Origin of the sequence: Gordonia spumicola (genome assembly GCF_009932475.1) — a bacterium.
Taxonomy (GTDB): Bacteria; Actinomycetota; Actinomycetes; order Mycobacteriales; family Mycobacteriaceae; genus Gordonia; species Gordonia spumicola.
Window position 1 is genome coordinate 2,003,466 of sequence record NZ_BJOV01000005.1, and the last position, 26,541, is coordinate 2,030,006.

Below are 26,541 nucleotides of genomic sequence, written 5' to 3' on the forward strand. Positions count from 1 at the left end.
GCCTACGACTCCAGGGGCACGCGACGCAGGGTGCCGTCCTCGATGTCGGCGGCCTCGATCTCGTCGCGCGTCACGCCGAGCATGAAGAGGACGGCGTCCAGGAACGGGTGGTCGAGTGTCGTGTCGGCCACCTCGCGCAGTGCGGGCTTGGCGTTGAACGCGATGCCGAGACCGGCCGCGGCGAGCATGTCGATGTCGTTGGCTCCGTCGCCGACGGCGATCGTCTGCTCCATCGGCACGCCGACCTGATCGGCGAACGCGCGCAACGCACGCGCCTTGCCCGGACGGTCGACGACCTCGTCGATCACGCGACCGGTCAACGTCCCGTCGACGATCTCCAGCGTGTTCGCGCGCACGAAGTCGAGTTCGAGATCCCTGGCGAGCGGTTCGATCACCTGGCGGAATCCGCCGGACACGACACCGCAGTGGTAGCCGAGGCGATGCAGCGTGCGGATCGTCGTCCGCGCGCCCGGCGTCAACTCCAGTGCCGACGCGACCCGGTCGATGACCTCGGCGTCGAGTCCTTCGAGCGCCTTGACCCGCTCGTGAAGCGATTCGGCGAAGTCGAGCTCACCGCGCATCGCGGCCTCGGTGACGGCCGCCACCTCGGCCTCGCGGCCCGCCTCGGCCGCCAGCATCTCGATCACCTCGCCCTGGATGAGCGTCGAGTCGACGTCGAAGACGATGACGCGTTTGGCGCGGCGCGCGAGGCCGCCCCGTTCCACTGCGATGTCGATCGGGAAACGTGACGCGACGGTCACCAGTCCGGCGCGCAGCGCGGTGTCGGACGGTTCGTCGTCGACGACGGTCACCATCAGTTCGAGTCCGGTGAGCGGGTAGTCGGCGATGCCGCGGATCGAGTCGATGTTGCCGCCGCAGCCCGCGACCTCGGCCGCGACCGCCTGGAACGACTCCGCCGACACCGGCTGACCCAGGATGACGATCGCGTGCGTCGACGGGCGGTGACCGTTGCTCGTCGCGTCCACCGCGATCTCGACCGACATGCCACGCGAGTGCATCGGCAGGTCGACGGCGTCGAGCACGGCCGCGGCCGAGCCGGTCGTCGAGACCAGCACTCCGAGCGTCAGGTGATTGTGGATGACGACCTGCTCGACGTCGAGCAGGTCCACTCCGACGCTGGCGAGGGCGCCCATCAACGACGATGTGACGCCGGGACGATCCGGTCCGCTGACGGTGAGGAGAATGGTCCGCTTGGTCTGCACAGTGTCCACCCCAGAATTATGAGGCCTCGGGTCCCGAGGCGCCGCATCGGCCCGCCCGCGACGCGTCGACCGTCCGACCGATTGAAGCCGGACGCACGGGGCCTTACAGTCGAGTGATTCACGGTCGCAATCGAAGCGAGGTCGAGTGACGCCGAGCCTGACCGTCCGCGCGGTGACCGTCATCGCCGCCGTCACGACCGCGTTCATGTCGGTCTCCGGTTGCTCGTCGACGCCGTCGACGAGGGTCGCGAGCACGACTCGACCCCGATCGGCCGCTCCCGACACTCCCCTGCGCGCACCGTCGAATGTGCCGATCCGCCGCCTCGCCGTCGGCGAGAAGCCCCCGCAGTTCGTGCTGTTCTCCTTCGACGGGGTCGGCGCCAACGCACACTTCGACAGCTTCCTCGACGCGGCGGACCGCAGCGGAGCCCGGTTCTCGGCGCTGATGACGGGCCTGTACTTCCTCACCGACGCCGCGCGGAACCACTATCAGGCGCCCGGTCACGAGCCGGGGCAGGCCGCGATCGGCTTCGGCGGCAGCAAGGCCGAGGTCAAGTCGGAGATCGCCTACCTCAACCGCGCCTGGTACGCCGGCCACGAGCTCGGCACCCACTACGTCGGCCACTTCTGCCAGGGGACGTCGTACCCCGGGCAGGCGTGGACGTCGGCGGACTGGAACCACGAACTCGACCAGTTCTTCTCACTGATGGCGAACTGGCGGGCCAACACCGGCATCACCGACGGCCCGGACCTCGCCTTCGGGAGCGACGCCGTCCGCGGCGGTCGGACCCAGTGTTTGGAGGGCAGTCCCGCGACCGTCTTCCCCGCACTGCGAAAGCACTCGATGACGTGGGATTCGTCGATGGCGGGCGACGGACCCGGCATCTCCTGGCCGAAGAAGATCGGCGGGATCTGGGAGTTCCCCATCCCATACGTCTACTCGCCGCCGCTGCGCCGCAGGCAGACCGCGCTGGACTACAACTTCTGGTATACGATCAACGGTGCGCGGAACCGCCCGTCCGACGCTCCCCGCATCCGCCGGATCGTCCGCGAGACGTACCGGTCCATGTACGACCGCGCGTTCGCCGGGAACCGCGCGCCGATCGTGATCGCCAATCACTTCAATTCATGGAGCGGCGACGCGTTCAACCCGGCCACCCGCGACTTCATGACCGACGTCTGCGGTCGGCCCGAGACGATCTGCGCGACGTACAGCGACGTCATCGCGTGGATGCAGGCGCAGGATCCCGCGGTCCTCGAGCGCCTCCAGGAGATGCCGGCCGTCGCCGTCGACGCACGCCACTAGGGCACCACGGCAGAAAGGCCCGCCCGAGATGTTCTCGGACGGGCCTCGCTGTCGGATCAGTGCGTCAGTGCTCGGCGTGCTTGTCGCTGCCCCAGCCGACATGGGCTTCGGCGCGCATGCGCTCCACCATGTGCGGGTAGTGCAGTTCGAAGGCCGGGCGCTCCGAGCGGATGCGGGGCAGCTCGGTGAAGTTGTGACGCGGCGGCGGGCAGCTGGTGGCCCATTCGAGCGAGTTGCCGAAGCCCCACGGATCGTCGACGGTCACGACCTCGCCGTAGCGGTAGCTCTTGAAGACGTTCCACAGGAACGGCAGCGTCGACAGGCCCAGGACCAGGGCGCCCGCGGTGGACACCATGTTCAGCTCGGTGAATCCGTCGGACGGCAGGTAGTCCGCGTAGCGACGCGGCATGCCCTCGTTGCCCAGCCAGTGCTGCACCAGGAACGTGAGGTGGAAGCCGATGAACGTCAGCCAGAAGTGCCACTTGCCGAGCGTCTCGTCGAGCAGACGCCCCGTCATCTTCGGGAACCAGAAGTAGATGCCCGCGTAGGTGGCGAACACGATGGTGCCGAAGAGGACGTAGTGGAAGTGCGCGACCACGAAGTACGAGTCGGAGACGTGGAAGTCGATCGGCGGTGCGGCCAGCAGGACGCCGGTGAGGCCACCGAAGAGGAAGGTCACGATGAAGCCGATCGAGAACAGCATCGGCGTCTCGAACGTTATGCGGCCCTTCCACATCGTTCCGATCCAGTTGAAGAACTTCACACCGGTCGGGACCGCGATGAGGAACGTCATGAACGAGAAGAACGGCAGCAGGACCGAACCGGTGACGTACATGTGGTGCGCCCACACCGCGACCGACAGGGCCGCGATGGCGAGGGTCGCGTAGACCAGGCCCGAGTAGCCGAACAGCGGCTTACGCGAGAACACCGGGAACACCTCGGACACGATGCCGAAGAACGGCAGGGCGATGACGTACACCTCGGGGTGGCCGAAGAACCAGAACAGGTGCTGCCACAGGATGACGCCGCCGTTGGCGGGGTCGTACAGGTGTGCGCCGAACTGGCGGTCGACTTCGAGGCCCATGAGGGCCGCGGTCAGCAGCGGGAAGATCAGCAGGATCAGGACGCTGGTCACGAGGATGTTCCAGGTGAAGATCGGCATGCGGAACATGGTCATGCCCGGGGCGCGGAGGCACACCACGGTGGTGATCATGTTGACCGCGCCGAGGATGGTGCCCAGACCGGCGACGCCGAGGCCCATGATCCAGAAGTCGGCTCCGACGCCCGGCGAGTGGACCATGTCGGTGAGCGGCGTGTACGCCGTCCAACCGAAGTCGGCCGCGCCGCCCGGGGTCAGGAAGCCGCCGAGGGCGATCAGGTTGCCGAACAGGAACAGCCAGTAGCCCAGCGAGTTCAGACGCGGGAACGCCACGTCGGGCGAACCGATCTGAAGCGGGAGGACGAAGTTGGCGAAGCCGATGACGATCGGCGTCGCGTACATCAGCAGCATCACGGTGCCGTGCATCGTGAAGAGCTGGTTGAACTGCTCATTCGACAGGAACTGGAGTCCCGGATGAGCAAGCTCGGCACGCATCAGAAGCGCCATCAGTCCGCCGACGAGGAAGAAGGCGAAACAGGTGACGATGTACATCTGACCGATCAGCTTGTGATCGGTGGTGGTGATGAGCTTGTAGAAGAAAGAGCCCTTGGGCTGGTAACGCTCCGGGTAGGGGCGCTGAGCCTCCACCTGGGTCGTCGGCTGATCTACCGCGGTCACAGATTCCTCCTCGTGAGCACCATCGACGCCGGTCTCCCGGTCGGCGGCACTGGACCTTCGTCCGTCCTAACTGCTGTGGCGCCGACCGAAGACAGCGCGCTGCACATCTGATCGTAGACCAGAGTCGGGCCGGATTCCGACCGGGTCCTACGAACTGTCGTAATACGCGAGTCATCGTGTGCGCCAGGCCTGGTCGCGCGGCGGGTTCGCCGCGCTCACGGTGCTAGCGTAGGCCCGTGCGAACAGACTTCCGACGACCTCCCGGTGGTATTGCGCCCCGTGGCCGAACACACCGTGGCCGATCGGCGTTCGCCGTCGCATGCGTCGTCACACTCACGGTGGGCCTGTCCGCCTGCACCGCCGACGACGACGTGCTCCGTACCCCGGACGGCTCGATCATCTCGACCACGACGACGAAGTTCGCGGAGGCGAACATCGTCAACGCGGGTCGTGACTACGGCCGCACCTGCCTGGCCCCGACCCCTGTCGACGCGGGACGCCAGGACGTGACGCGGATCGTCGTCACCGATCCGGCCCTCCTCGACGCCCTGTGCGCACTCGGCCTCGGCCCCAGCGTCCGCGCCGTCGCGGCGCCGCAGGGATCGGTCCCCGCCTATCTCGGACCGCAACTGGCGTCGGTGCCTGCGATCGGCGACGCCCCGACCGCAGACCAGGTCACGCAGGCCAGACCCGACCTGGTGTTGACGACGTCCGCGACGTCGGCCCGCGCCGACGCCCTCACGGCGACCGGCGCCCTCGGTTCGGCGCGGGTGACGCGAGTCGAGACGAGCCCCGACTGGCAGAAGACGTTCCAGGCCGTCGCGACCGCGACCAATCGGTCGACCGCGGGCCGGGACCGCCTCGCGGAGTTCGTCGCCGAGGCGACGCGGGTCGGTCGGGTCATGGACGCGCCGCACACCCAGGTCTCGCTGGTCCGGTTCACACCCGACGACACGATGATCGAGGGAACGTCGTCGTTCGGCGCGCAGATCATGTCGATCGTCGGTGTCGGCAGGCCCGCGGCGCAGCGAGTCCCGGACGCCGTCGCGCAGACCTCGGCGAACTTCACCGACGCCGACGCCGACCTCATCCTCGTCAGTCACGAGGGCGACGGCGGCTTCTCCCGCGGCCACGACGTGATGTCCACCGACGAATGGCTCAACATGGGCGCTCCGACGTGGAAGCGGGTGGAGGCCGTCGACGACTCCGTCTGGTACACCCAGCCGGGTCTGGCCTCGGCGTGGCTGGTGCTCAACGACATCAAGGTGTGCCTGAACAGCAGCTCCGCCGGCGAGTGACCCGGATTGTCGCCGGCCGCGGGTACAACGGTGAGCGTGAACGCCCCGCCGATCCGAATGCTCTGGCGGCCCGGCCTCGGCCTGGCCGTCTGGCCGTGGGCGGGACCGGACGCGGAGCCTGCCCAGCCCGGGACCACGCTCGACGATCTGCCGCCGTCGTTGACCGATCTGCTCGGCGGCAGGCGACTGCGTCAGAGCGTCGAGCTCCGCACGCCTGACGGCGCCCGGACGTTCGTCGCGACCACCGCGCTCGGCGTGCCGACCGCGGCCGCACTCCTCGACCGTTTCGACCACCTCCCGACCGGCGGCGACACCTCCTTCTACCGGCACGTGCTCGCCGGAGTGCGCGCGTTCGTCGACGCCGGGGCGGTCGCGCCCGGTGTGATCGAGGTGGCAGGCCTGCCCGAGGCTCGCTGGCTGCCGCTGCCAACCGGCGCATGGAAGGCGTGGCTGACCGTGATCCACGGCAGCGCTCCGCCGTCGATCGCCGACAACGGCGGAGCGACGGCGATCACCGACTTCGCCACCGAATTCCTCGACCACGAGGTGCGCCGCCGACTCGCCGACCGCGTCGCCTCGCACGTCGACCTGATCGCGGGCCTGGCCGCGGCGGCGCCCGTGCCGGCGGCCGCGGGGGCACGCGGCGCGTGGGGCGACTGGCTGTCGACGGCCGGACCCGAGGCGGCGACCGTCATCCTTCGGCTGCACGAACCGCCGGACGATCCGGAGTCGCCCACGCCGCCGGTCGACGCACGGTGGCGGCTCGAAGTGTGCCGCCACAACGCGACCGGCGACATCACTCCGGTGATCCCCCACCGGCTCGACCCTCACGACCTGGAGGCGGTCACCGCCGACCTCGCGTCCGCCGTCCGCGCTTTCGGCGAACTCGCGCGCGCCGACACCGATCCCCACACCCTCGACTTCCTCCTGCCCACCGGCGCGGTCGAAGAACTCCTGACGTCGGGTGCGGCCGCGATCGCCGACGCCGGTGTCACCGTGCTCCTGCCGCGCACCATCGCCGACGTCGCCCCGAGCCTGGCGTTGCGGGCGGCGACAGTGCCCGACGGCGGCAGCAGGCCCGGATTCGTGGGCCTCGACGAGATCTCCGACTTCGAATGGCAGCTCGCGCTCGGCGACACGCCAGACTCCCCCGCGCTCACCCAGTCCGACCTGGACGAACTCGCCCACCAACACGGCGATCTGGTGCGGATCCGCGGACGGTGGTGCAGGGCCGAGGGCGCCGCGCTGACGCGGGCCGCCGCATTCCTCGCCGCGCAGAAGGCCGTCGGGACCGAGTCGTCGACCATGGCCGACCTGTTGAGCCTGGTCACGGACCCGCAGGACCGTCTACCCGTGCCGGTGTCCCGCGTCGACGGACTCGGCTGGCTCGACGACATCGCCCGCGACGGCGTGATCGTCCCGGACCCGGTCGTCCCACCCGACACACTGCACGCCACCCTGCGGCCCTATCAGCAGCGCGGGCTCGACTGGTTGATGTCGCTCGGCCGGATCGGCGCGGGAGCCGTCCTCGCCGACGACATGGGCCTGGGCAAGACCGTGCAGGTGATCGCCCTTCTCACCGCGATGCGCACAGCGGACCGCGCCCGTCCCCCCGCGCTCGTCGTCTGCCCCATGTCGGTGATCGGCAACTGGAACCGCGAGCTCGCCACCTTCGCACCGAGCCTGCGGGTGATCGTCCACCACGGCGCGGGCCGGTCGATGGACGCGATCGCACCCGGTGAGGTCGACGTCGTGCTGACGACGTTCGCGACCCTGTCCCGAGACCGCGCGGCGATGGCCCACGTGCAGTGGAGCGAGCTCGTCGTCGACGAGGCCCAGCATGTCAAGAACGTTCACACGGCGGCGGCGAAGGCGTTGCGCGCCATGCCCGCTCGGCTCCGCATCGCCCTCACCGGGACGCCCGTCGAGAATCGTCTCGAAGATCTGCGGGCGGTCGTCGACCTGGTGAATCCGGGCATGCTGGGGTCGGCGTCCATGTTCCGCGCACGGTTCGCCGAGCCCATCGAACGGGACCGCGACAAGGGCGCGCTGCGCAGGCTCAACTCGCTGACCGGCCCGTTCATCCTGCGTCGCACCAAGACCGACCCCGACGTCGCCCCCGACCTGCCCGCGAAGACCGAGCTGACCGTGCGCACCAACCTGACGAGCGAGCAGGCCGGGCTGTATCAAGCGGTCCTGAACGATCTGCACGAGGCGCTGGGCGATCCCAATCATCGTGGTGAGGTGCGGCGACGCAGCGTGCTCGCCGCGTTGACCAGGCTCAAGCAGGTCTGCAATCATCCGACGCACTACCTGGCCGACGGCTCGCCGTTGATGCGCAAGCGCAGGCACCGGTCGGGCAAGGTGGAACTGCTCATCGACATCCTGACCACCCTGATCGCCGAGGGCGACCGCGCGCTGGTGTTCACCCAGTTCGCGGCGTACGCCGAGCTCCTCGCCGAATGGTTGACGCCGATCCTCGGCGTCGACGTCCCCGTCCTGCACGGCGGGCGCTCCCGCGGGGACCGCGACGCGATGGCGGCGGCGTTCGGATCGGCCGACGGTCCGCCCGTCCTCATCGCGACGTTGAAGGCCGGTGGCACCGGGCTCAACCTCGTCGGCGCGAATCACGTGATCCACGCCGACCGGTGGTGGAATCCCGCCGTCGAGGACCAGGCGACCGACCGCGCCTACCGGATCGGTCAGACGAAGAACGTGCAGGTCCGCAAGTTCGTGTGCGTCGGAACCCTCGAGGAGCGGATCGACGAGATGGTCACGGCCAAACGTGAACTGTCACAGCTGACGGTCCGCACCGGCGAGAGCTGGCTCACCGATCTCGACAACGCCGCGCTCTTCGACCTGTTGGCCCTGCGCGACGAGGCGGTGGGCGAATGAGCGGGCGGTCGAAGCGCGCACCCGTACGCGGCTACGGCATCACCCGGTGGGGACGGTCGTTCGTCGACGTCGTCGAGGCCGGGGCGGACCACCGCCACATCACCGGCGCACGCCGGTATTTCCGCGATCGGCACGTCGACGACCTGTCGATCGGCGACGGACGCATCACATCGTCCGTGCGGGGCAGCCAGCTCGACCCGTTCGACGTGATCCTGCGGACCAGGCCCGTCGACCCGGCCACCGTCATCGCGCTGCTGCGCGCCGAGGGATCGGTGGACGATCTGCTCGCCCTGGCTCGGGGCGAACAGCCGAACACGCTCGGCGGGTTGATCGCGCCGACCGAGTCGGCCGACGTCGAATCGAGCTGTTCCTGTCCCGACGACGCCCCGCGCTGCATCCACGTGCTGGCGACGGCGTTCGAGGTGTCGGCCGAGATCGACCGACGTCCCACCGCCCTGCTGCAGGTGATGGGCACCGACCTTCCGGAACTGCTGGCCGTGGCCGGCGCGGACCGGGACGACGGGGCCGCCGCACCCGCAGTCGACGGCGAGGTGATCCCGACGGACTTCTACGGCGACGGGATCACCTACCCTCCCCCGCCCGCGGTCCCTCCCGTCGACGCCCTCGCCGACCTCGACGCCGCCGCGCTGCGCGTGGCCCTGCGCGCGTCCGGTGTGCCGGCCACCCAGGTGGCCGAGGCCGTCGACGACCTCGCGACCTTCTACGCTGAACTCCGCCGACGCGGCTGACGCGCCGCCGGAGTCGACATGCCGTGCCTATGCGGCCCGTTCGGCCATCGGGTGGGCCGCTCATGACACCATGATCGGCGTGGCTGACGACTCCGCGCTGCACCGACTCCGCGTGCACCTCGACCGCTCCGACGACGCCTACGCGCACGCGCTGTGGGTCGGCGGAGACTCGTCGCAGCCGTGGGCCGCCGCCGTAGCCGAGGCGCGGGCGGATCTCGACGCCGCCGACGACGTCCTCGACGCCGATCCCGTCTCCCTGGCCGCCACCAGGGCTCGGCACTCGATCTCCGAGATCGTCCTCGCACAGAACGACGCGCTGCCGACGACGCCCAAGTACCAGGACGGTGGACACTCGGACGTGCTTCTCGCGATGCGCGACGCGGTCCGGTCGACGGCGACGCTCCCCCGAATGGTCCGCGAAGAGATCGCGCACATCTTCGCCGACCGCCCCCGCGCCATCCTGATCCGCCTCGCGATAACCATCGCCATGGCGCTCTCGTTCGTCGTCACATACGAGGTGATCGGGTGGTCGAACTACGACGCGAAGTCGCTGTCGATCTACCTGTTCTCGGCCGTCGCCGGCAGTGTCGTCTGCACCAATGCGCTGTGCTTCGACGCGCAACGGGTCCGCCAGGCGCTCGCGGCCCAGGTCCCGCTGTGGCGGGTGCTGATCGTGAAGAACATCGCGATAGCCGTCATGATCGTCGCCGCCGCGGTGCCCGTCGTCGTTCTCATCTCGACCGGCACGGACCACCCGAACGCGCTCGTCATCGTCGATCAGCTGATCGCGATGCTGTTCATCTGGCTGGGTGTCGCCAACGTGCTGTCGGTGGTCTCCCCATTGCGCCGCGAGCCGTTCACCGACCGACTGTCCGACGGCACCTGGCTTCCGTTCCTGCTCTCGTTCGGGATCTCGTACGGTGTCGGACTCACCGTCAACCTGATGATCTACTGGCGCATGTGGGCCCGCCACGCGGCCGCCCACGAGATCGCGGGCGGAGCCTGGTCGGCGTTCTTCCTGGTCCTGCTGTCGTCCATGGTCGTGTGGATCCTGCTGACCGTCCTGGCCGTCACCTCGGCGCATCACCCCATCGTCCGCAGGGTCCTGATCCGCGAGATGCGCTGAATCAACCGAGCGACCGGCGTTTATCGGTGATCGACAACGACGGCAGGATGCCCTGGAGGACGGGCACGAGCTGCTCGAGCGGCGGGACGTAGTCGGACGCGTATTCCGGCCTCAGCGTCACGTTCCGACCCTTCCGGTCGACCTCGGTCGACACGATCACCAGTCGGTGGGTATACGTGGTGCCCGTCGAGACGCCGTTCATCTTGGTCGTGTGGCTGTCGGTGACCGCGCCGAGTGCCGCGACGGACCCCCACGCGATCGTGTCGCGGCCCGCCCGGATCCCGGCGCCGTCGAAGAGCAGCTTCTCCTTTCCTCGTCGGTTCGTCACCGTCAGTCGACCTTCCGCGGCCCACTGCGCCACAAGCCTGCCGTTCACCGCGGGGTCGACGACGTAGTCCCTTGTCGAGCGGCCGAACTGGTCGTCCGACGACGGTGCGTAGCGGCGGACCGCGGCGAGGAACTCGTCGAGATTGTCGGTGTGGTGCTCGTAGAGCGTGTAGCCGACCTGGATCTGGCGGCCGTTGTCGTCCGCCGTCCGTCGGGTGACGATCAACGACGTGGCGTCGGACCGCTCGGTCTCGTACATCTGCGGGTTGAGCAGTTTGTACCGCCACGGTCCCGTGACGAAACCACACGAGCGGACGTCGTCCCACGGGATGGTCCACGATCCCGCGGTCAGCCCGTCCGGTCCGGCCGTGACATCGGGCTTGCCGACGATGTGGTGTTCGGCCCACACGTTGGCCGCGAACAGGACGGTCCCGATGCCCGCGATCACGGCTACCGCGACCGCCGCCCAGGTCGGCCCCATCACCGCGCAGACGGCGGCCCCGATCCACAGAGCCAGTACGATCCCGCCGTACACGAATCGCCAGGTCACCGTCGGCGGTGCGGCTCCCGCCACCACCACGTCGGCCGGTCGATTCTCGAACTGTTCTTGCGCCACTGACGCAGCTTAGACCTGAGATCGGTCCCATGAACGAGGTCCGCAGGCAATGTGCCCGCGGACCTCGATGCGTGTACCGATCGTCGGAGCGGTCAGAAGTCCCAGTCGTCGTCTTCGGTGTTGACCGCCTTGCCGATGACGTACGAGCTGCCCGAACCGGAGAAGAAGTCGTGGTTCTCGTCGGCGTTCGGCGACAGCGCCGACAGGATGGCCGGGTTCACGTCCGTCTCGTCCTTCGGGAACATCGCCTCGTAGCCCAGGTTCATGAGGGCCTTGTTGGCGTTGTAGCGAAGGAACTTCTTGACGTCCTCGGACAGTCCGACCTCGTCGTAGAGGGCCTCCGTGTAGTCGGTCTCGTTGTCGTACAGCTCGAAGAGCAGGTCGAACGTGTACGCCTTGAGCTCTTCGCGACGCTCGGGCGTCTGCGTCTCGAGGGCACGCTGATACTTGTAGCCGATGTAGTAGCCGTGAACGGCCTCGTCGCGGATGATCAGGCGGATCATGTCGGCGGTGTTCGTGAGCTTGGCGCGCGAGCTCCAGTACATCGGCAGGTAGAAGCCCGAGTAGAACAGGAACGACTCCAGGAGGGTCGACGCGATCTTCCGCTTGAGCGGGTCGTCACCACGGTAGTAGTCCATGATGATCTGCGCTTTGCGCTGGAGTTGCTCGTTCTCCTCCGACCAGCGAAAGGCCTCGTCGATCTCTTTCGTCGAGCAGAGCGTCGAGAAGATCGAACTGTAGCTCTTCGCGTGGACCGACTCCATGAAGGCGATGTTCGTCATCACGGCCTCTTCGTGGGGCGTGACGGCGTCAGGGATCAGCGAGATCGCGCCGACCGTGCCCTGAATGGTGTCGAGCAGCGTGAGTCCGGTGAACACGCGCATCGTGAGCGTCTTCTCGTATTCGGTGAGCGTGCCCCAGGACGGGATGTCGTTCGACACCGGAACCTTCTCCGGCAGCCAGAAGTTGCCGGTCAGACGGTCCCAGACCTCCGCGTCCTTGTCGTCGACAACACGATTCCAGTTGATGGCCGAGACGCGGCTCACCAACTTCACGGGAGCTCCGTCGGCAGGACTGTGAGCGGACTCAGACATGACACCTCGCGTCGTGAGAAGGGGTGGTGAACAAGAACGAGCCCAACCCTACCTGTTGGGTCCGACAGCGCCGCGGAGCACAAGATCGTGTGTCTTGCACGAGTCGGCGTGTCGCCCGTGCGTGTCGCGGCTTACCATGTCTGGACGCACTCAGCGACCCACTGCGGACCTGGCAAACAGACGGAGGCGACCCAGGGATGACGATGCCACAGCTCCCTCCGGTCTATGTGACGCCGCCACCTGCGTTGAAGCCCGTCCGACGGCTGCGCAACGGTGTGGTCGACGCTGTGCTCGGTGTCGTGTCGTGGCTCGTGTTCATCGTCGTGAGCGGCGGTTCGGTGTTCTTCAGTTTCTTCTTCGCGATGGCGACCGACAGTTGCTACGGCGGCCGCGAGTGCGACGAGGATCTCGTCGCAAGCGGAATGTTCACCGTGTGGGCGGGAGTCGGCGCCGGGTTCGTCATCGCGATCGTCGGCGCCATCGTCTGCGTCGCGACGAAGCGGTACTCGTTCTACTGGCCGCTGATCGGTCTGATGTTCGCCGTCGGCGGGCTGTTCGCTGGAGTCCAGATGGCCGACGCCGGAGTCCCCGGATGACCGACCATGCACCGTCGTCGCTCGCGGGGCGGCTCGTCGCACGTCGCGTCCGGTACTACTACGCGCTGATCGGCCTGATCGCGGTGATGTTCGCGGCCGAGTCGGTGATGCACTTCACCTACTACACGTGGTCGCGCTGGATCGTGACCGGGACTGCGTTAGTCGCGACCGGGCTCGCCGTCGGATCCGGCCTGCGCGCCGCCGATCTCGGCCTGTCCCGCGACACGTGGGCTCGGGGCGCCCGCTGGGCCGGTGTCATCATCGTCGCGGTGATCGTGGTGATCGGCGTGGCGTTGGCGATCCCGCCGCTGCGCGAGTTGTTCCGCAACGAGGCGTTCCAGGACCTGCCGTGGGCGCTGTGGTCGGCGTTCGTGCTGATCCCGGCGTTGACGGTGATTCCGGAGGAGCTCCTGTTCCGCGGAGTCGTGACCGGCGCACTTCTGCGCAGACATTCACCGCGGGTGGCGATCGCACTGCAGGCGGCCCTGTTCGGCCTGTGGCACATCGAGTCGTCGCTCGGCCTGACGACGGGCAACGAGGGGGTCGGTGACGTCGTCGGCACCGGCTCGACCGGCGCCGTCCTCGGCGTCCTCGGAGCGGTCGCCTTCACCGGCGGGTCCGGCGTCGTCTTCGGTTGGCTGCGGGTGAAGACCGGCAGCCTGCTCCCCTGCCTGGCGTTGCACTGGGCGGCGAACGGCGTGGGCGCCGTCGCCGCAGCCCTGGCGTGGCAGCTGGCTTAGCCGCCTATCAACCGTGCGGCCTCGCCGAGCCAGTACATCCAGTTCCCGCCCATCATGAATTGGGCGACCGCGTTCGACAATGCGTTGAAGACGGGCATGATCGACCTCCTGGGAGCGTGCTCTGAGTCTACGGCGCGACGGCGTCGCTCGACGGGTCGATGAGGATCTTGGCGTGGACCTCCGGGTCGCCGAGCGCGGTGAATGCGGCGTCGACGCCGTCGAGGCCCACGGTGCCCGTGATCAGCGGTGTCACGTCGACCTTGCCGTCGGCCATCATGTGCAGGGTGTCGCGGAACTCGCCCGGGTCGTAGCCGAACACGAACCGGAGGTCGATCTCCTTCGTCCCGGCCATCGACGGCCGGAACGTGTCGGGCTCCATGCACACCCCGACGACGACCACGCGTGACCGCAGCGGCGCCGTCGTGACGATCTGGTCGATCATGCCGGGAACGCCGACGCATTCGAAGACGACCGGACCGGCCGGGACTTCGCCGAGCTTCTCTGCGAGCCGGAACACGTGCCACCACGGCACCGGGCCGGGGACCATCCTGAGCTTGCCCATGGTGTCGAGTGCGACGCCGACGAGGTCGCTCACCGAACGAATCTCGTTACGACCGGGCGTGTAGGCATCGAACGGGTCGGTCTCGCGCGGATCGACGACGACGTGCGCTCCCACCTGTCGGGCGAGGTCGCGGCGCCGCGGCGACAGGTCGCTCGCGACGATCTTCTTGACGCCCGACGCCTTCAGCATGGCGATCACGGCGAGTCCGATCGGTCCGCAGCCGATGACGACGGCGGCCTGTCCACGGCCGATCTCTGCGCGGCGGACCGCGTGCCATGCGACGGCCATCGGCTCGGTGAGCGCCGCCTCGTCGTCCGACAGACTGTCGGGGACGGGCATCGTCATCGACTCCTGGACGAGCACCTTCTCCGCGTACGCGCCGGGGGCCTTCTCCGACAGTCCCAGCAGGTGCGGGCCGGTGTCGCTGTCGATCATCGGCAGCGCAACGACGCGCGTCCCCGGCTTCCACCGCTTGTGGCAGCCCGGACCGTACTCGGCGACGGTGCCGACGAACTCGTGTCCCATGACGATCTTCTGATCCATGCGCATCAGATGCGGATAGCCCGCCTGCTCGGCGACGTCGGCCACCAGATCGGCGTGATGTCGGCCGTGCAGGTCCGACCCGCAGATCCCGGTCCGCGTCACAGACAGGAGCACCTGCCCCTTCCCCGGCGTCGGCTCGGGGACGTCGTCGACTGTCAGCTCGCCCTGCTCACACACCACAGCTCTCATGGCGTCGAGGACAGGCAGTCCGCGTCGGCGTGCCGCACACCGGTCACCATTATATATTGTCTTCTAAACTATCGTCTGAGTTATGATCGTTTTATGAGCAAGAAGAAATGGATGGTGACCTGTACCGCGCTCGTCGTCGCACTCGTCGCCGGATGCGCCGCCTGGATCGCGACGGCGCAGTCGTACGCGTTCGACGAGAAGCGGGTCGACATCCCGGTCACCAACGGACTCACCGACGGTGGCGGTACGCCCGACGCCGGCACCGGCGGACGCCTACAGGCCGTCCTGACCACACCCCGCGACTCCGGCGCGAAACACCCGCTGGTGATCTTCGTTCACGGCGACGGCCCAGCCACGGCATCGCGGGACGACGCGTACAAGCCGATCTGGGAGTCGCTCAGCGACGCGGGCTTCGCGACGTTGTCCTGGGACAAGGCGGGTGTGAACGGGGCGCCGGGCGACTGGCTGGCGCAGTCGCTCGCCGACCGCGGAGCCGAGGTCGGCGCAGCGCTCGACTGGGCACGGACCCGCCCCGACATCGACGCCGATCGCATCGGCGCCTGGGGCGTCAGCCAGGCCGGCTGGGTGCTGCCCGCCATTTCCGCCCGACGCGGCGACCTCAAGTTCCTGATGATCGTCGGCGGCGCGGTCGACTGGCTCCGACAGGGCGAGTTCAACACGCGAGCCGAGCTCGCGGCCGACGGGGCGTCCGACGCCGACCGTCGAGCAGCCCTGGACCGACGCGCGCGGAACGTGGCGATGTTCGAGCGCGGCGCGCCGTACTCGGAGTACCTGGCCTCGGGTGTCGACGCCGAACCGATGACGAGGGCGCGCTACGGATTCGTGATGCGCAACTTCCACACCGACGTGACCAGCGACCTCGATCGGATCTCCTCCCCGACGCTGCTCGTCCTTGGCAGCGCGGACCGCAACGTAGACGTCGTCGAATCCGCCCGTGTCTACCGCGAACGCGTCCGGTCGGACCTGCTCACCGTCCGGATGTTCGACGGCGCCTCGCACAGCTTGACGCGCGACGACATCGAGTACCGACCCGACGACATCGGGGTGATCGCGCGTGCGGTCTTCGCGCCACGTTCGATCTACGCGCCCGGCTACCTCGACGCGCTCGCCGCCTTCGCGACCGCACACGGGTCCACGGCATGAGGGTCGCCGTACTGGGCGCGGGCACGACGGGGTCGCGCGTCGCGGCAGTTCTCGCCGACATGCCGCAGGTCGAATCGCTGACAGTCGCAGACGCCGATCAGGCCGCGGCCGCGTGCGCAGCGGGCCCGACGTGCGTGGCGACCACCCTGGACGTGGCCGACGGGATGGGTCTGCGACGACTTCTCGACAACGTCGACGTCGTGGTGTCGACAGTCGGACCGTTCTACAGCTTCGGCACCACTGTCCTCCAGGCCGCGATCGACGTCGGCGTCGACTATGTCGACATATGTGACGACTGGGAGCCGACGGTCGACATGCTCGCCCTCGACGATGCTGCGTGCGCCGCCGGCATCTGCGCGGTGATCGGCGCCGGTGCGAGCCCCGGACTGAGCACCCTGCTGGCCGCGGAGGCTCTCGATCGGCTCGACTCGGTGCGCGACGCCTACACCGCGTGGCCGCTCGACGCGCACCCGACTGCGACACGAGTCGACTCTCCCTCGTCGGCGGCGCCTGTGCACTGGATGCATCAGTGCAGCGGCGCGGTGGCGGAGGTCTGCGCCGGTGCCGTCGTCGAACGCGAGCCGCTCCGGCCGATCACCCTCACCCTGCCCGGCGGCCGCCGCGGAACCGCGTACACGGTGGGTCACCCCGAACCGGTGACTCTCCATCGCACAGTCCGACCAGCGGGCGACTCCGCCTGCCTCATGCTGCTGCGTCGGTCCACGGCCGCATATCTCGACATTCTCCGTTCCGACATCGACGCGGGCAGGCTCACACCAGACTCGGCCGCCGCACTGCTCGAGCCGCCGTCGCTGTGGCATGTGGCGCGCGGGCTGCCTCGGGCGGTGCGCCGACGGGGCGCGGGCACGCTTCCCGGCTTCTTCGCCGCTGCCGACGGCCTCGTCGACGGCCGCCCGACACGGGTCTGCGCAACGTGGACGGCGAGTTCCGCGCTGCTCGGCGACATGGCCGCGGTCACCGGAGTGCCCGCCGCACTCGCCACAGCCCAGATCGGGAGCGGCCGAGGTCGTCCGGGGGTCCATCCGCCAGACGCGATTCTCGACCGCGCGTCACTGTTCGACGACCTTGCGGTAGCGTTTCCGGGCACGCGTGTGATTGTCGAGGAGGCCGCCGGATGGTTGACGACGTGATCTCCACACGTGTTCTCGTCGAGGCAATGCTCGACGAGAACGCGACAATCGACGCCGGCGACCTGTATGCGGTCGGCAACGCTCTGGGCATGAGCGACCAGCAGATCCGGCTGACCGTCAAGCGGCTGGTCGCCGAAGGTCAGTTCACCGTGGCGGGCCGCGGCCGGACAGCCGTTCTGACTGCGACCGGGGCCGTCATCGGCGCGGTCGAACCGGACCGGGAGCTTGTGCGGCTCATGTACGCCCAGGATCGCGGCGAGGCTCCGTGGGACGGCATCTGGCATCTCGCCGGGTTCGCCGTCCCGGAGTCCGAGCGCGAGTCCCGAGCAGTCCTGCGCGAGGCGATGCTCGCGCTCGGCGGCGCACCCGTGCAGGGCGGACTGTACGTCTCTCCGCATGCGTGGGAGGACGACCTGCATGCCGCGGCCGGCGACGCCGGACGCTTCCTGACCACTCTGACGTGTACGGATCTGACCGTGGGTGGTCGGACCGGGGCGGACGTGGCCGCGCATCTGTGGCCCCTCGACGCAGTCGCCGCCGGACACGACCGCCTCACCGACCGCGCGCGCCAGACCCTCGACCGGACCGCCGAGGCGACCCGCACCGAGCGTCTGGCGCTGACTGTCGTCCTCGTGGCCGAGTTCGCCCGCGCCCATGAGGACGATCCCCTGCTCCCCCGTGAACTCCTGCCGGCTGAATGGGTCGGCGCGCGGGCGCGCGGGCTCGCCGACCGTGCCTTGCGCGCCCTCGCGTCCGCCGAGCCGGACTCCCCGCTCCGGCTCCTGCGTTGGTACGACGCCCTCTGACGCCGGTCACAGCAGTCCGGCCAGTCGATAGAGTACGAGTGATCCGGACACCGCCACGTTGAGGCTCGCTCCCCTGCCGATCATCGGGATCTCGACCGCTTCATCGACCAGTTCGAGCATCGATTCGGGGATCCCGGTTCGTTCGTGGCCGAGAAGGATCACCGTCCGCTGACGTGCGGCTGAGAGGTCGGCGAGACGGGTGGCCCCTTCGACGAGTTCGACGCCGACGATCCGCGCGCCTTTCTCCCTTTCCCGTTCGATCCACCGCTCGGGGTTCCCCGTCCGATGGACGCAGGAACGGCCGGGGAGGGTGTTTCCTCGTCGAAGCGCTTCCGGAACCCAGTCGTGCGGCGGGACCGCCATGCACGCGCCGACAGCGTCGCATGTCCGCAGCAACGTCCCCAGGTTCGCGCCGTGCTGCGCCCACAGCGGTGCGACGATCAGATGTCCCCAACAGGAATGGCTCCGCCTACGACGGTTCTCACGGATCTCGTCCGGTCTACGGACGCGCATCCCGGCCATCAGTGACAGTGAGGCTCAATGCCCCTTTCACATGTACGCATCCGGCAACCGTAGTCGCCGGTCGAGTGCAGATCAACAAGGGCTGTCGGACCCCGAGATCAGCCACCCCCGCTAGATTCCCCGCTCGTCGTCCACCATCGCCGTCAGGATCCGACGCGCGCGAACAGCAGCCCGGTCCGCCTTGACGTTGACGTAACGTCGTGAGGCCGGGTCTTCGTCGAGGCACCGCTGCACGGTCTCGAGGACGGCGGCGTCCCGGTCTGCCATCGCGTGGAAGACCTCGATCAACTGCTCGCCGATGTCGGGTGAGACCGAAGCGCCCCGCCACGAGATCTGCAAGAAGACATGGGTGACGCCGGAAGACTGGGGTGTGAAACCGTGAGTCCGCACGAGCTCCAGCTCCGGACCGGTCGCGCCGATGATGGTGTACGTCTGCTTGTGCAGACCCGGCGTCACGAACGTGCCCGTCTCCGTCCGGCCGAAGGACGCGGACACGGCGGCGTTGTCCAGCCCGGTGACCTCGGCTTCCCACGGAGCCAGCGGAGCCTCGGGCAGTTCTCGCCGGTAGGAGACCGAGACCTCGGAGACCTCGACGTCCTCCAGTGGCGGCAGCGCCTCGATGCCGGGCGGCACCATCTCCGGGTGCATCGCGAGGACGTTGGAGAGGTCGAGATAGTGCTCGTGCAGCACTTGCAGGTTGGCGGCCACCTCGCGCCGGTCCCCGACGCTCGTCCAGCCGTCGCGGTGCAGCCACGGTGTCGCAGGCGGTGGCCGCAGCCGTTCGCCGCCGGGCGTCCCCGCCCAGATCCAGACGAAGGGTCCGCGCTCGACAACCGGGAAGGCCCGCACCCGCACGTTCGCGGGCGGGTTGTCCTGGGACGGCACACTCACCCAACGGCCGGTCGCGTCGTATGTGCAGCCGTGGTACCCGCACACGATGTAGTCGTCCTCGCGGTGTCCCTCCGACAGCGGGTAGGGCCGATGCGCGCAGCGGTCCTCCAGCGCGGCAACGGTGCCGTCGGACAGGCGGAACAGCACGACCGAGGTGTCGAGGACGCGCCGCGCAGTGAATCCGTATCCGACTTCGGCGACGGTGGCGACGAACTACCAGCAGTCCCTCGGATAGTCAACGGCGGGATGATTCCGAGCGACGTCGTTCATACGTCCAGCACCAGCTTCTTCGACAGGGAACGGGAGACGCAGAGCATGATCGTGTCACCACGTTCCTTCTCCGCCTTGGACAGGATCGAGTCACGGTGCTCGGGCGTGCCCTCGAGCACGTCGGCCTCACAGGTGCCGCAGATGCCTTCCATGCAGGATCCGAGGACGTCGACGCCGGCCTTCTCGACCGCGTCGAAGATCGTGGTGCCTTCCGGAACCGTCACGCTCACGCCCGAACGCGAGCACACGACCTCGAACGAGTCGAGCGCATCCTCGGACGCCGCGACCTCCTTGGCCGCGAAGCGCTCTATGTGCAGGCTGCCGTCAGGCCACGGCGCGCACGCCTCCTCCACTGCGTCGAGGAAGGCGCTGGGACCGCAACAGTAGACCGCCGTGTCCGGCGTGGGCGTTCCGAGCGTCGCCGCCAGATCGATCCGACCGTTCTCGCTGCTCGGCCAGATCGTGACGCGCTCGGCGTCCGTGAACTGGTCCAGGAACGCCATCGACTCGCGCGAGCGGCCGCAGTAGAGCAGGCTCCACGTCGCCCCGCGTGCCCGGGCCGCCTCGATCATCGGGAGGATCGGCGTGATCCCGATGCCGCCCGCGACGAATTGGTAGTTCGCGGAGGCGACCAGAGGGAAATGATTGCGCGGGCCACGCACGCGGACGGTCGCACCCCCCGTCAGCTTCTCGTGGACGTACGCCGAGCCGCCCCGGCTGTCCGGATCGCGGAGGACGCCGATCTTCCACGACGACTCGTCCGAGGCGCTGCCGCACAGCGAGTACTGGCGCGTCAGCGACGGCTCCAGGAGGAGGTCGATGTGGGCCCCGGCGGTCCACGGAGGAAGCGGTGCACCCGTCGGGTCGCTGAGGGTCAGCTCGACGACCCCGTCCGCCACCTCGCGCCGGCCCGCCACCTGGACGTCGATCTCCGTCTCGGTGGTGGTGGTCACCTCGCGGGAACGACGAATCGGTTGACGAGCGGGAGTCCGTGCCGCGGCTGGCCGCAGAGTCCGTTGGTCGCGGGGGCGAGGCTTCTGCCCGATCGGCGTCAACGTGACCATCATCTTCGTGTAGCCGCGGACGAAGTTCGACTGGAGGTATTCCGGCTCCTCCACCACTTCGATGTCCTCGAACCGCGTGAGCAGTTCCTCCCAGAGGATCCTCAGCTGCATCTCGGCCACACGACTGCCCATGCAGCGGTGGACGCCGATGCCGAACGAGAGATGGTGGCGGGCGTTGTGCCTGTCGATGATCAGGTCGTCCGGATTCTCGAAGGTGCGCTCGTCCCGGTTCGCCGAGGCGTACCACATGACGACCTTGTCGCCCTTGCGAATGAACTGACCGCCCAGGACGGTGTCCTTCTTCGCGACGCGCCGCATGTAGGCCAACGGTGTCTGCCAGCGGATGTTCTCGTTGACGAACTTCGGGATCAGACTGTGATCGGCCTTGAGGCGATCGAATTGGTCGGGGAACAGGTTGAGGGCGTACACGCCGCCCGACATCGAGTTGCGGGTGGTGTCGTTGCCACCCACGACGAGCAGGATCAGGTTGCCGAGGAACTCCATCGGCCTGTTGATCAGGTCCTTGGTGTCCTCCGACATCTGCATCAGAGTGATCAAGTCGTATCCCGGCTTCTCACCGGCCTTGAGGCGTGCCGCCTTGTCGTGCCACAGGTCGCTGAAGCTCTTCGCCATCTCGGCGACGCCTTTGTACAGCTCGTCCATGTCGACGTCGCCGCCGGTGGCCGACGCGCTGGCGCCGGCCAACTCCGTCCAATGCACGAGCTTGCGCCGTTCCTCGTAGGGGAAGTCGAGGAGGGTGGCGAGCATGCGGGACGTCAACTCGATGCTGACCTTGTCCACCCAGTCGAAGGGTTCATTGACAGGCAGGTCGTCGAGGACTTCCTGGACGCGCGACCGGATCAGGCCCTGCATCTCCTCGAGATTCTGCGGCGCCACGACTCCCTGAACCGCTGCTCGCTGCTGGTCATGCCGTGGCGGGTCCATCGCGATGAACATCTCGATGTCCAGACCGTCCGGCGGTACGCCGATGACGATCTGCGGCTCGGCCGAGTAAGTCTCGAAGTCACGGTCCACCGTGACGATGTCGTCGTATCGCGTGACCGACCAGTACGGCCCGAACTCGCTCGACGCCCGGAAATGAACCGGGGCCTCGTTGCGCAGGCGCTCGAAGTACGGGAGCCACTGACCTTGCCGCCACATGAACGGGTTGCTCATGTCGATCTCGGTCAGCGTCACCGCGTCGACGTCGGGGATCTCCTCCTCGACGAACTTCGGCTGCCGGTCGCCCAGCGCGAACGTCTTCGCCTTCTGGAATGCGTGGAGGCCCTGGACTTGCCGCTCCATCGGAATGGTTGCCTGGGCCTTGTTGACGACCCGCTCGAGAAAGCTCATCCAACCGCCTTGCGAACGAAGAATGTGGACGTGTCCAAACTATGCCGTCCATCACATCGCGCGGCTGAATTCTCGCTTTTCGATCGGCCACCGGCCGTTTGGTCTGATTCGGATCATCACAGGTGTCCGCGTGAGGACCACCCGGTGACTTCGACGCTACCGACAGGGTCCGACAGAACAGCCGGCCCATTCCTCATGCGAGGAATGGGCCGACCGAGTACTAACTGAAACTGCAGGTCACAGCATGCAACTGACGCAGCCTTCCACCTCGGTACCCTCGAGCGCCATCTGGCGGAGGCGGATGTAGTAGAGCGTCTTGATGCCCTTGCGCCACGCGTAGATCTGCGCCTTGTTGACGTCGCGGGTGGTGGCGGTGTCCTTGAAGAACAGGGTCAGGCTCAGGCCCTGGTCGACGTGCTGGGTGGCGGCCGCGTAGGTGTCGATGATCTTCTCGTACCCGATCTCGTACGCGTCCTGGTAGTACTCCAGATTGTCGTTGGTGAGGTACGGCGCCGGGTAGTAGACGCGGCCGATCTTGCCTTCCTTGCGGATCTCGATCTTCGACGCCACCGGGTGGATCGAGCTCGTCGAGTGGTTGATGTAGCTGATCGACCCGGTCGGCGGGACGGCCTGCAGGTTCTGGTTGTAGATGCCGTCGCGCTGGACGGCGGCCTTCAGCTCACGCCAGTCGTCCTGCGTCGGGATCGCGATGCCCGACGTCTCGAACAGACTGCCGTCCGGGGTGCCCGCGTTGGCGAACAGGTCGCGCACCTTCTGGGTGGCGGGCTCCCACACCTGATCGGTGTACTTGTCGAAGAACTCACCGGACGCGTACGTGCTGTCCTCGAACCCGGCGAACGGGCGTCCCTTCTCCTTCGCGAGCTTGTTGGACGCGCGGAGAGCATGGAACAGCACCGTGTAGAAGTACATGTTCGTGAAGTCGATGCCCTCCTCGCTGCCGTAGAAGATCCGCTCGCGGGCGAGGTAGCCGTGCAAGTTCATCTGGCCGAGGCCGATCGCGTGGCCCTCGTCGTTGGCTCGCTTGATCGACGGAACCGAGTCGATGGCGGTCTGGTCGGCGACAGCCGTCAGCCCGCGGATCGCGGTCTCGATGGTCTGCCCGATGTCCGGCGAGTCCATCGTCTTGGCGATGTTGAGCGACCCCAGGTTGCAGGAGATGTCCTTGCCGACGTGCGAGTACGAGAGGTCGTCGTTGAACGTCGACGGCGTCGACACCTGCAGGATCTCCGAGCACAGGTTCGAGTGAGTGATCTTTCCTGCGACCGGGTTGGCCCGGTTCACCGTGTCCTCGAACATGATGTACGGGTAGCCCGACTCGAACTGCAGCTCGGCGAGCGTCTGGAAGAACTCGCGGGCCTTGATCTTGGTCTTGCGGATCCGCTTGTCCTCGACCATCTCGTGGTACTTCTCGGACACGTTGACGTCGGCGAACGGCACCCCGTAGATGCGTTCGACGTCGTACGGGCTGAACAGGTACATGTCGTCGTTGTTCTTGGCGAGCTGGAAGGTGATGTCGGGGATCACCACGCCGAGCGACAGGGTCTTGATGCGGATCTTCTCGTCCGCGTTCTCCCGCTTGGTGTCGAGGAACCGGTAGATGTCCGGGTGGTGCGCATGCAGGTACACCGCGCCCGCGCCCTGACGTGCGCCGAGCTGGTTGGCGTAGCTGAACGAGTCCTCGAGCAGCTTCATGATCGGGATGACGCCCGAGCTCTGATTCTCGATCTGCTTGATCGGCGCGCCGTGCTCGCGGACGTTCGACAGCAGCAGGGCGACGCCGCCGCCGCGCTTGGACAGCTGCAGCGCCGAGTTGATCGACCGGCCGATCGACTCCATGTTGTCCTCGATGCGCAGCAGGAAGCACGAGACGGGTTCGCCGCGCTGCTTCTTGCCCGAGTTGAGGAACGTCGGGGTGGCCGGCTGGAACCGGCCGTCCATGATCTCGTCGACGAGGCCGCGGGCGAGAGAAGTGTCGCCCGCGGCGAGGGTCAGCGCGACCATGCAGACGCGGTCCTCGAAACGCTCCAGGTAGCGCTTGCCGTCGAACGTCTTGAGCGTGTAGCTCGTGTAGTACTTGAACGCCCCGAGGAACGTCGGGAAGCGGAACTTCTTGCTGTAGGCGTGGCCGAACAGCAACTTCACGAACTCGCGGTCGTACGCGTCGAGCACCTCGGGCTCGTAGTAGTTCTCCTTGACCAGGTAGTCGAGCTTCTCGTCGAGGTCGTGGAAGAACACCGTGTTCTGGTTGACGTGCTGCAGGAAGTACTGCCGCGCGGCCTCGCGATCCTTGTCGAACTGAATCTTGCCGTCGGCGTCGTACAGGTTGAGCATCGCGTTGAGCGCGTGGAAGTCCAACTCGCCCGGCTCGTGGCCGGACGGGCTGGCATGCACCCCCGACACACTTGCCGAGACGGTCGAATCGGTGGCGGTGGCGGTGGGTGACACTTTTCTAGCTCCTGGTTCAGTGCGCGTGCGCGTAGTGTGCTCTGGCGAACTCGGACAGGCCGACCCGGCAGGCGGAAACGTCCTCGACGGTTCCCATCAACTCGAAGCGATACAGGTACGGGACCTTGCATTTGGCTGCAACGATCTCGCCGGCCATGGCGAACTCCGCACCGAAGTTCGTGTTGCCCGCGGCGATCACTCCGCGAATCAGTGAACGATTGTGTTCGACGTTGAGAAATCTGATGACTTGCTTGGGGACGTAGCCTCCGCCCGCGTGGGCGGTGACCTTCCCAGCCTGGCTGATCTTCCCTCCCCCGTAGGTCGGGAGGATCAGCACATACGGTTCGTGGACCCGGAACTCACCCGTACGGTCGAGGAGCGGGATCCGCTCCGACCGACCCCCGAGCTTCTCGACGAAGCGATGGGTGTTCTCCGAGACCGACGAGAAGTAGACGATCAGCGGCAGGTCCGCGCTCTCGCCGGCCCCGCCCGATGACATCGACTCGGACTCAGGCCACGCGGGCGGCGAGCGCCCTGATGCGGTCCGGACGGAAACCCGACCAGTGCTCGTCACCGTCGACGACGACGGGTGCCTGAAGGTAACCGAGCGCCATGACGTAGTCGCGGGCCTCATCGTCCTGGCTGATGTCGACGACGTCGTACGACAGGCCGAGCTTGTCGAGCGCCTTGTAGGTGGCGTTGCACTGGACGCATGCCGGCTTGGTGTAGACGGTGATTGCCATCGGTGTGATCCCCTCATCTGGCGGCGTGCGCCGCTCCGTGCGACTGATTGAACGTTGTCGGTGTGCGGGAGGCCTTCCCTGCGAATGACGTCGATGTGATTCGATCGCCGTTTGTCCGCCCCCCGGACACTCCAAACACTACACCTAGTGGGTAGCTTTTCAACTGACCACAAGAAGTTGTGAATAACATTCATGAAAGTCCCAGGTCGCGCACCACGCATCCACAAGCGCTCCGGCGTGTCCGGCACCGCTCGGCGTGTCGTGCACAGCGGTGTGCATCGACCGTCAACAGTTGTGGATGGACCCATGAGACGAGTGAACCCCATGGGTACGACAATGTCGTTCCCATGGGGTTCACGCATGTCTCGTCGGGATCGCCGGCGCGACACGTCAGTCGCGGTTCACGTCCGTGTCAGACGGAGACCGCGACCGAGCCTGCGAGCACGCGGACCGCGTCGGCGACTTGCTCGACGATCGCCTCGGTGCGTACGCCCGCCGCGTCGAGCTTGCCGGTGGCGACACCGATCTCGATGTCCTCGATTACCCGTCCACCCGCGATGCCGACCGACTTGCGCGTGTCCTCACGCGACCACACGCCCCCGTACTGGCCGAGCGCGGCGCCGATCACACCGATCGGCTTGCCGACGAACGCGCCGGCTCCGTAGGGGCGCGAGAGCCAGTCGATGGCGTTCTTCAAGACCGCCGGGAGAGTGCCGTTGTACTCCGGCGTGACGAGCAGGACGGCGTCCGCGTCGACGACGGCCGCGCGCAGTTCGGCGACACCGGCCGGCAGCGTCTCGGGCGTGTCGACGTCCTCGTTGTAGAAGGCGATCCCGCCCAGACCGTCGACGATCGACGCCTGAACGCCTTCGGGAAGGTTCTCGAGGGCGATTTCGGCAAGCTCGCGGTTAACCGAGGCGGCGCGAAGGCTGCCGACGAGCACTGCGATCTTCACTGCGTTGTCCGACATGTGATGCACTCCTGAGTGTTTTCGTATCCGACGACCGGTCTCGTCGCCCTGTCACGAGGGTAAACGGACCGCGGTCCGGAATGCTTCCCGCGGTGCCGGT

General features: G+C 67.6%; 22 protein-coding genes and 1 pseudogene. 10 read left to right on the plus strand and 13 right to left on the minus strand.

Annotation, left to right across the window (positions count from 1 at the left end; genetic code table 11):
• Positions 1-2 precede the first annotated feature (2 nt).
• Positions 3-1,223, minus strand: coding sequence for a phosphoserine phosphatase SerB (gene serB / locus GYB83_RS20615; protein WP_161897634.1), 1,221 nt, complete (start codon positions 1,221-1,223; stop codon positions 3-5).
• A 145-nt stretch (positions 1,224-1,368) separates the two neighbouring features.
• Here serB and GYB83_RS20620 point away from each other — a divergent pair, with 145 nt between their 5' ends.
• Positions 1,369-2,529 carry a polysaccharide deacetylase family protein gene (locus GYB83_RS20620; protein ID WP_186349823.1) on the plus strand — a complete coding sequence of 387 codons (1,161 nt, stop codon included), beginning with the start codon at positions 1,369-1,371 and terminating at the stop codon, positions 2,527-2,529.
• Positions 2,530-2,593: 64 nt separating this feature from the next.
• Here GYB83_RS20620 and ctaD read toward each other — a convergent pair whose 3' ends face one another.
• The gene (ctaD, locus tag GYB83_RS20625; RefSeq protein WP_161897165.1) at positions 2,594-4,306 is read right to left on the minus strand and encodes an aa3-type cytochrome oxidase subunit I; all 1,713 of its coding nucleotides are present in this window, start codon (positions 4,304-4,306) and stop codon (positions 2,594-2,596) included.
• A gap of 338 nt (positions 4,307-4,644) precedes the next feature.
• Between ctaD and GYB83_RS20630 the strand changes: the two genes are divergently transcribed.
• From GYB83_RS20630 to GYB83_RS20645, 4 genes are all read left to right on the plus strand, one after another.
• Positions 4,645-5,604 carry an ABC transporter substrate-binding protein gene (locus GYB83_RS20630; protein WP_228461671.1) on the plus strand — a complete coding sequence of 320 codons (960 nt, stop codon included), beginning with the start codon at positions 4,645-4,647 and terminating at the stop codon, positions 5,602-5,604.
• A gap of 57 nt (positions 5,605-5,661) precedes the next feature.
• Positions 5,662-8,499, plus strand: coding sequence for a DEAD/DEAH box helicase (locus tag GYB83_RS20635; protein WP_161897637.1), 2,838 nt, complete (start codon positions 5,662-5,664; stop codon positions 8,497-8,499).
• A complete protein-coding gene (locus GYB83_RS20640; protein ID WP_161897166.1) occupies positions 8,496-9,248 on the plus strand; it encodes an SWIM zinc finger family protein in 753 nt (250 codons plus the stop codon). Before GYB83_RS20635 ends, GYB83_RS20640 begins: the two co-directional genes overlap by 4 nt.
• 70 nt (positions 9,249-9,318) lie before the next feature.
• Positions 9,319-10,374, plus strand: a complete 1,056-nt coding sequence (locus tag GYB83_RS20645) for a hypothetical protein (RefSeq protein WP_161897167.1) — start codon at positions 9,319-9,321, stop codon at positions 10,372-10,374.
• Between the two features lies 1 nt (position 10,375).
• On the opposite strand, the gene GYB83_RS20650 is transcribed toward GYB83_RS20645, so the two are convergent.
• Together GYB83_RS20650 and nrdF are read right to left on the minus strand one after the other, a co-directional pair.
• Positions 10,376-11,317, minus strand: a complete 942-nt coding sequence (locus GYB83_RS20650; protein ID WP_161897168.1) for a hypothetical protein — start codon at positions 11,315-11,317, stop codon at positions 10,376-10,378.
• Between the two features lie 92 nt (positions 11,318-11,409).
• The gene (gene nrdF / locus GYB83_RS20655) at positions 11,410-12,411 is read right to left on the minus strand and encodes a class 1b ribonucleoside-diphosphate reductase subunit beta (RefSeq protein WP_161897169.1); all 1,002 of its coding nucleotides are present in this window, start codon (positions 12,409-12,411) and stop codon (positions 11,410-11,412) included.
• Positions 12,412-12,608: 197 nt separating this feature from the next.
• Here nrdF and GYB83_RS20660 point away from each other — a divergent pair, with 197 nt between their 5' ends.
• Both GYB83_RS20660 and GYB83_RS20665 read left to right on the plus strand, forming a co-directional pair.
• Complete coding sequence (locus tag GYB83_RS20660; protein WP_161897170.1) at positions 12,609-13,007, plus strand: hypothetical protein; 399 nt, start codon at positions 12,609-12,611, stop codon at positions 13,005-13,007.
• Entirely contained in the window at positions 13,004-13,747 is a 744-nt protein-coding gene (locus tag GYB83_RS20665) for a CPBP family intramembrane glutamic endopeptidase (protein ID WP_228461673.1), read from the plus strand. The genes GYB83_RS20660 and GYB83_RS20665 overlap by 4 nt, the downstream gene beginning before the upstream one ends.
• Before the next feature lie 127 nt (positions 13,748-13,874).
• Here GYB83_RS20665 and GYB83_RS20670 read toward each other — a convergent pair whose 3' ends face one another.
• Positions 13,875-15,041 (minus strand): zinc-binding dehydrogenase, encoded by a 1,167-nt coding sequence (locus tag GYB83_RS20670; protein WP_161897171.1) that lies wholly within the window; start codon positions 15,039-15,041, stop codon positions 13,875-13,877.
• Between the two features lie 93 nt (positions 15,042-15,134).
• Between GYB83_RS20670 and GYB83_RS20675 the strand changes: the two genes are divergently transcribed.
• Genes GYB83_RS20675 through GYB83_RS20685 form a run of 3 tightly spaced genes read left to right on the plus strand, consistent with a single transcriptional unit; the run spans position 15,135 to position 18,162 of the window.
• Entirely contained in the window at positions 15,135-16,205 is a 1,071-nt protein-coding gene (locus GYB83_RS20675; protein ID WP_161897172.1) for an alpha/beta hydrolase family protein, read from the plus strand.
• Positions 16,202-17,356, plus strand: coding sequence for a saccharopine dehydrogenase family protein (locus tag GYB83_RS20680; RefSeq protein ID WP_161897173.1), 1,155 nt, complete (start codon positions 16,202-16,204; stop codon positions 17,354-17,356). Before GYB83_RS20675 ends, GYB83_RS20680 begins: the two co-directional genes overlap by 4 nt.
• Positions 17,341-18,162, plus strand: coding sequence for a PaaX family transcriptional regulator C-terminal domain-containing protein (locus tag GYB83_RS20685; RefSeq protein ID WP_161897174.1), 822 nt, complete (start codon positions 17,341-17,343; stop codon positions 18,160-18,162). Before GYB83_RS20680 ends, GYB83_RS20685 begins: the two co-directional genes overlap by 16 nt.
• Positions 18,163-18,168: 6 nt before the next feature.
• Here the strand turns inward: GYB83_RS20685 and GYB83_RS20690 are convergent, their stop codons facing one another.
• The 8 genes and pseudogenes from GYB83_RS20690 to GYB83_RS20720 all read right to left on the minus strand — a co-directional run bounded on the left by GYB83_RS20690 (position 18,169) and on the right by GYB83_RS20720 (position 26,441).
• Positions 18,169-18,684 carry a TrmH family RNA methyltransferase gene (locus GYB83_RS20690; protein ID WP_161897175.1) on the minus strand — a complete coding sequence of 172 codons (516 nt, stop codon included), beginning with the start codon at positions 18,682-18,684 and terminating at the stop codon, positions 18,169-18,171.
• A 111-nt stretch (positions 18,685-18,795) separates the two neighbouring features.
• The gene (locus GYB83_RS23925; RefSeq protein WP_308469732.1) at positions 18,796-19,575 is read right to left on the minus strand and encodes an aromatic ring-hydroxylating oxygenase subunit alpha; all 780 of its coding nucleotides are present in this window, start codon (positions 19,573-19,575) and stop codon (positions 18,796-18,798) included.
• A pseudogene (locus GYB83_RS23930) lies at positions 19,564-19,770 on the minus strand (Rieske 2Fe-2S domain-containing protein); the annotation flags it as partial. The gene GYB83_RS23925 and the pseudogene GYB83_RS23930, both read right to left, overlap by 12 nt.
• Before the next feature lie 71 nt (positions 19,771-19,841).
• Positions 19,842-22,262 carry a cytochrome P450/oxidoreductase gene (locus GYB83_RS20700; protein ID WP_161897176.1) on the minus strand — a complete coding sequence of 807 codons (2,421 nt, stop codon included), beginning with the start codon at positions 22,260-22,262 and terminating at the stop codon, positions 19,842-19,844.
• A 237-nt stretch (positions 22,263-22,499) separates the two neighbouring features.
• Positions 22,500-24,728 (minus strand): class 1b ribonucleoside-diphosphate reductase subunit alpha, encoded by a 2,229-nt coding sequence (gene nrdE, locus GYB83_RS20705; protein ID WP_161897177.1) that lies wholly within the window; start codon positions 24,726-24,728, stop codon positions 22,500-22,502.
• Between the two features lie 16 nt (positions 24,729-24,744).
• Positions 24,745-25,227, minus strand: a complete 483-nt coding sequence (nrdI, locus tag GYB83_RS20710) for a class Ib ribonucleoside-diphosphate reductase assembly flavoprotein NrdI (protein ID WP_161897178.1) — start codon at positions 25,225-25,227, stop codon at positions 24,745-24,747.
• Between the two features lie 10 nt (positions 25,228-25,237).
• Positions 25,238-25,471, minus strand: coding sequence for a glutaredoxin-like protein NrdH (gene nrdH, locus GYB83_RS20715; RefSeq protein WP_161897179.1), 234 nt, complete (start codon positions 25,469-25,471; stop codon positions 25,238-25,240).
• 412 nt (positions 25,472-25,883) lie between these two features.
• Positions 25,884-26,441 (minus strand): NAD(P)H-dependent oxidoreductase, encoded by a 558-nt coding sequence (locus GYB83_RS20720; protein ID WP_161897180.1) that lies wholly within the window; start codon positions 26,439-26,441, stop codon positions 25,884-25,886.
• Positions 26,442-26,541 lie beyond the last annotated feature (100 nt).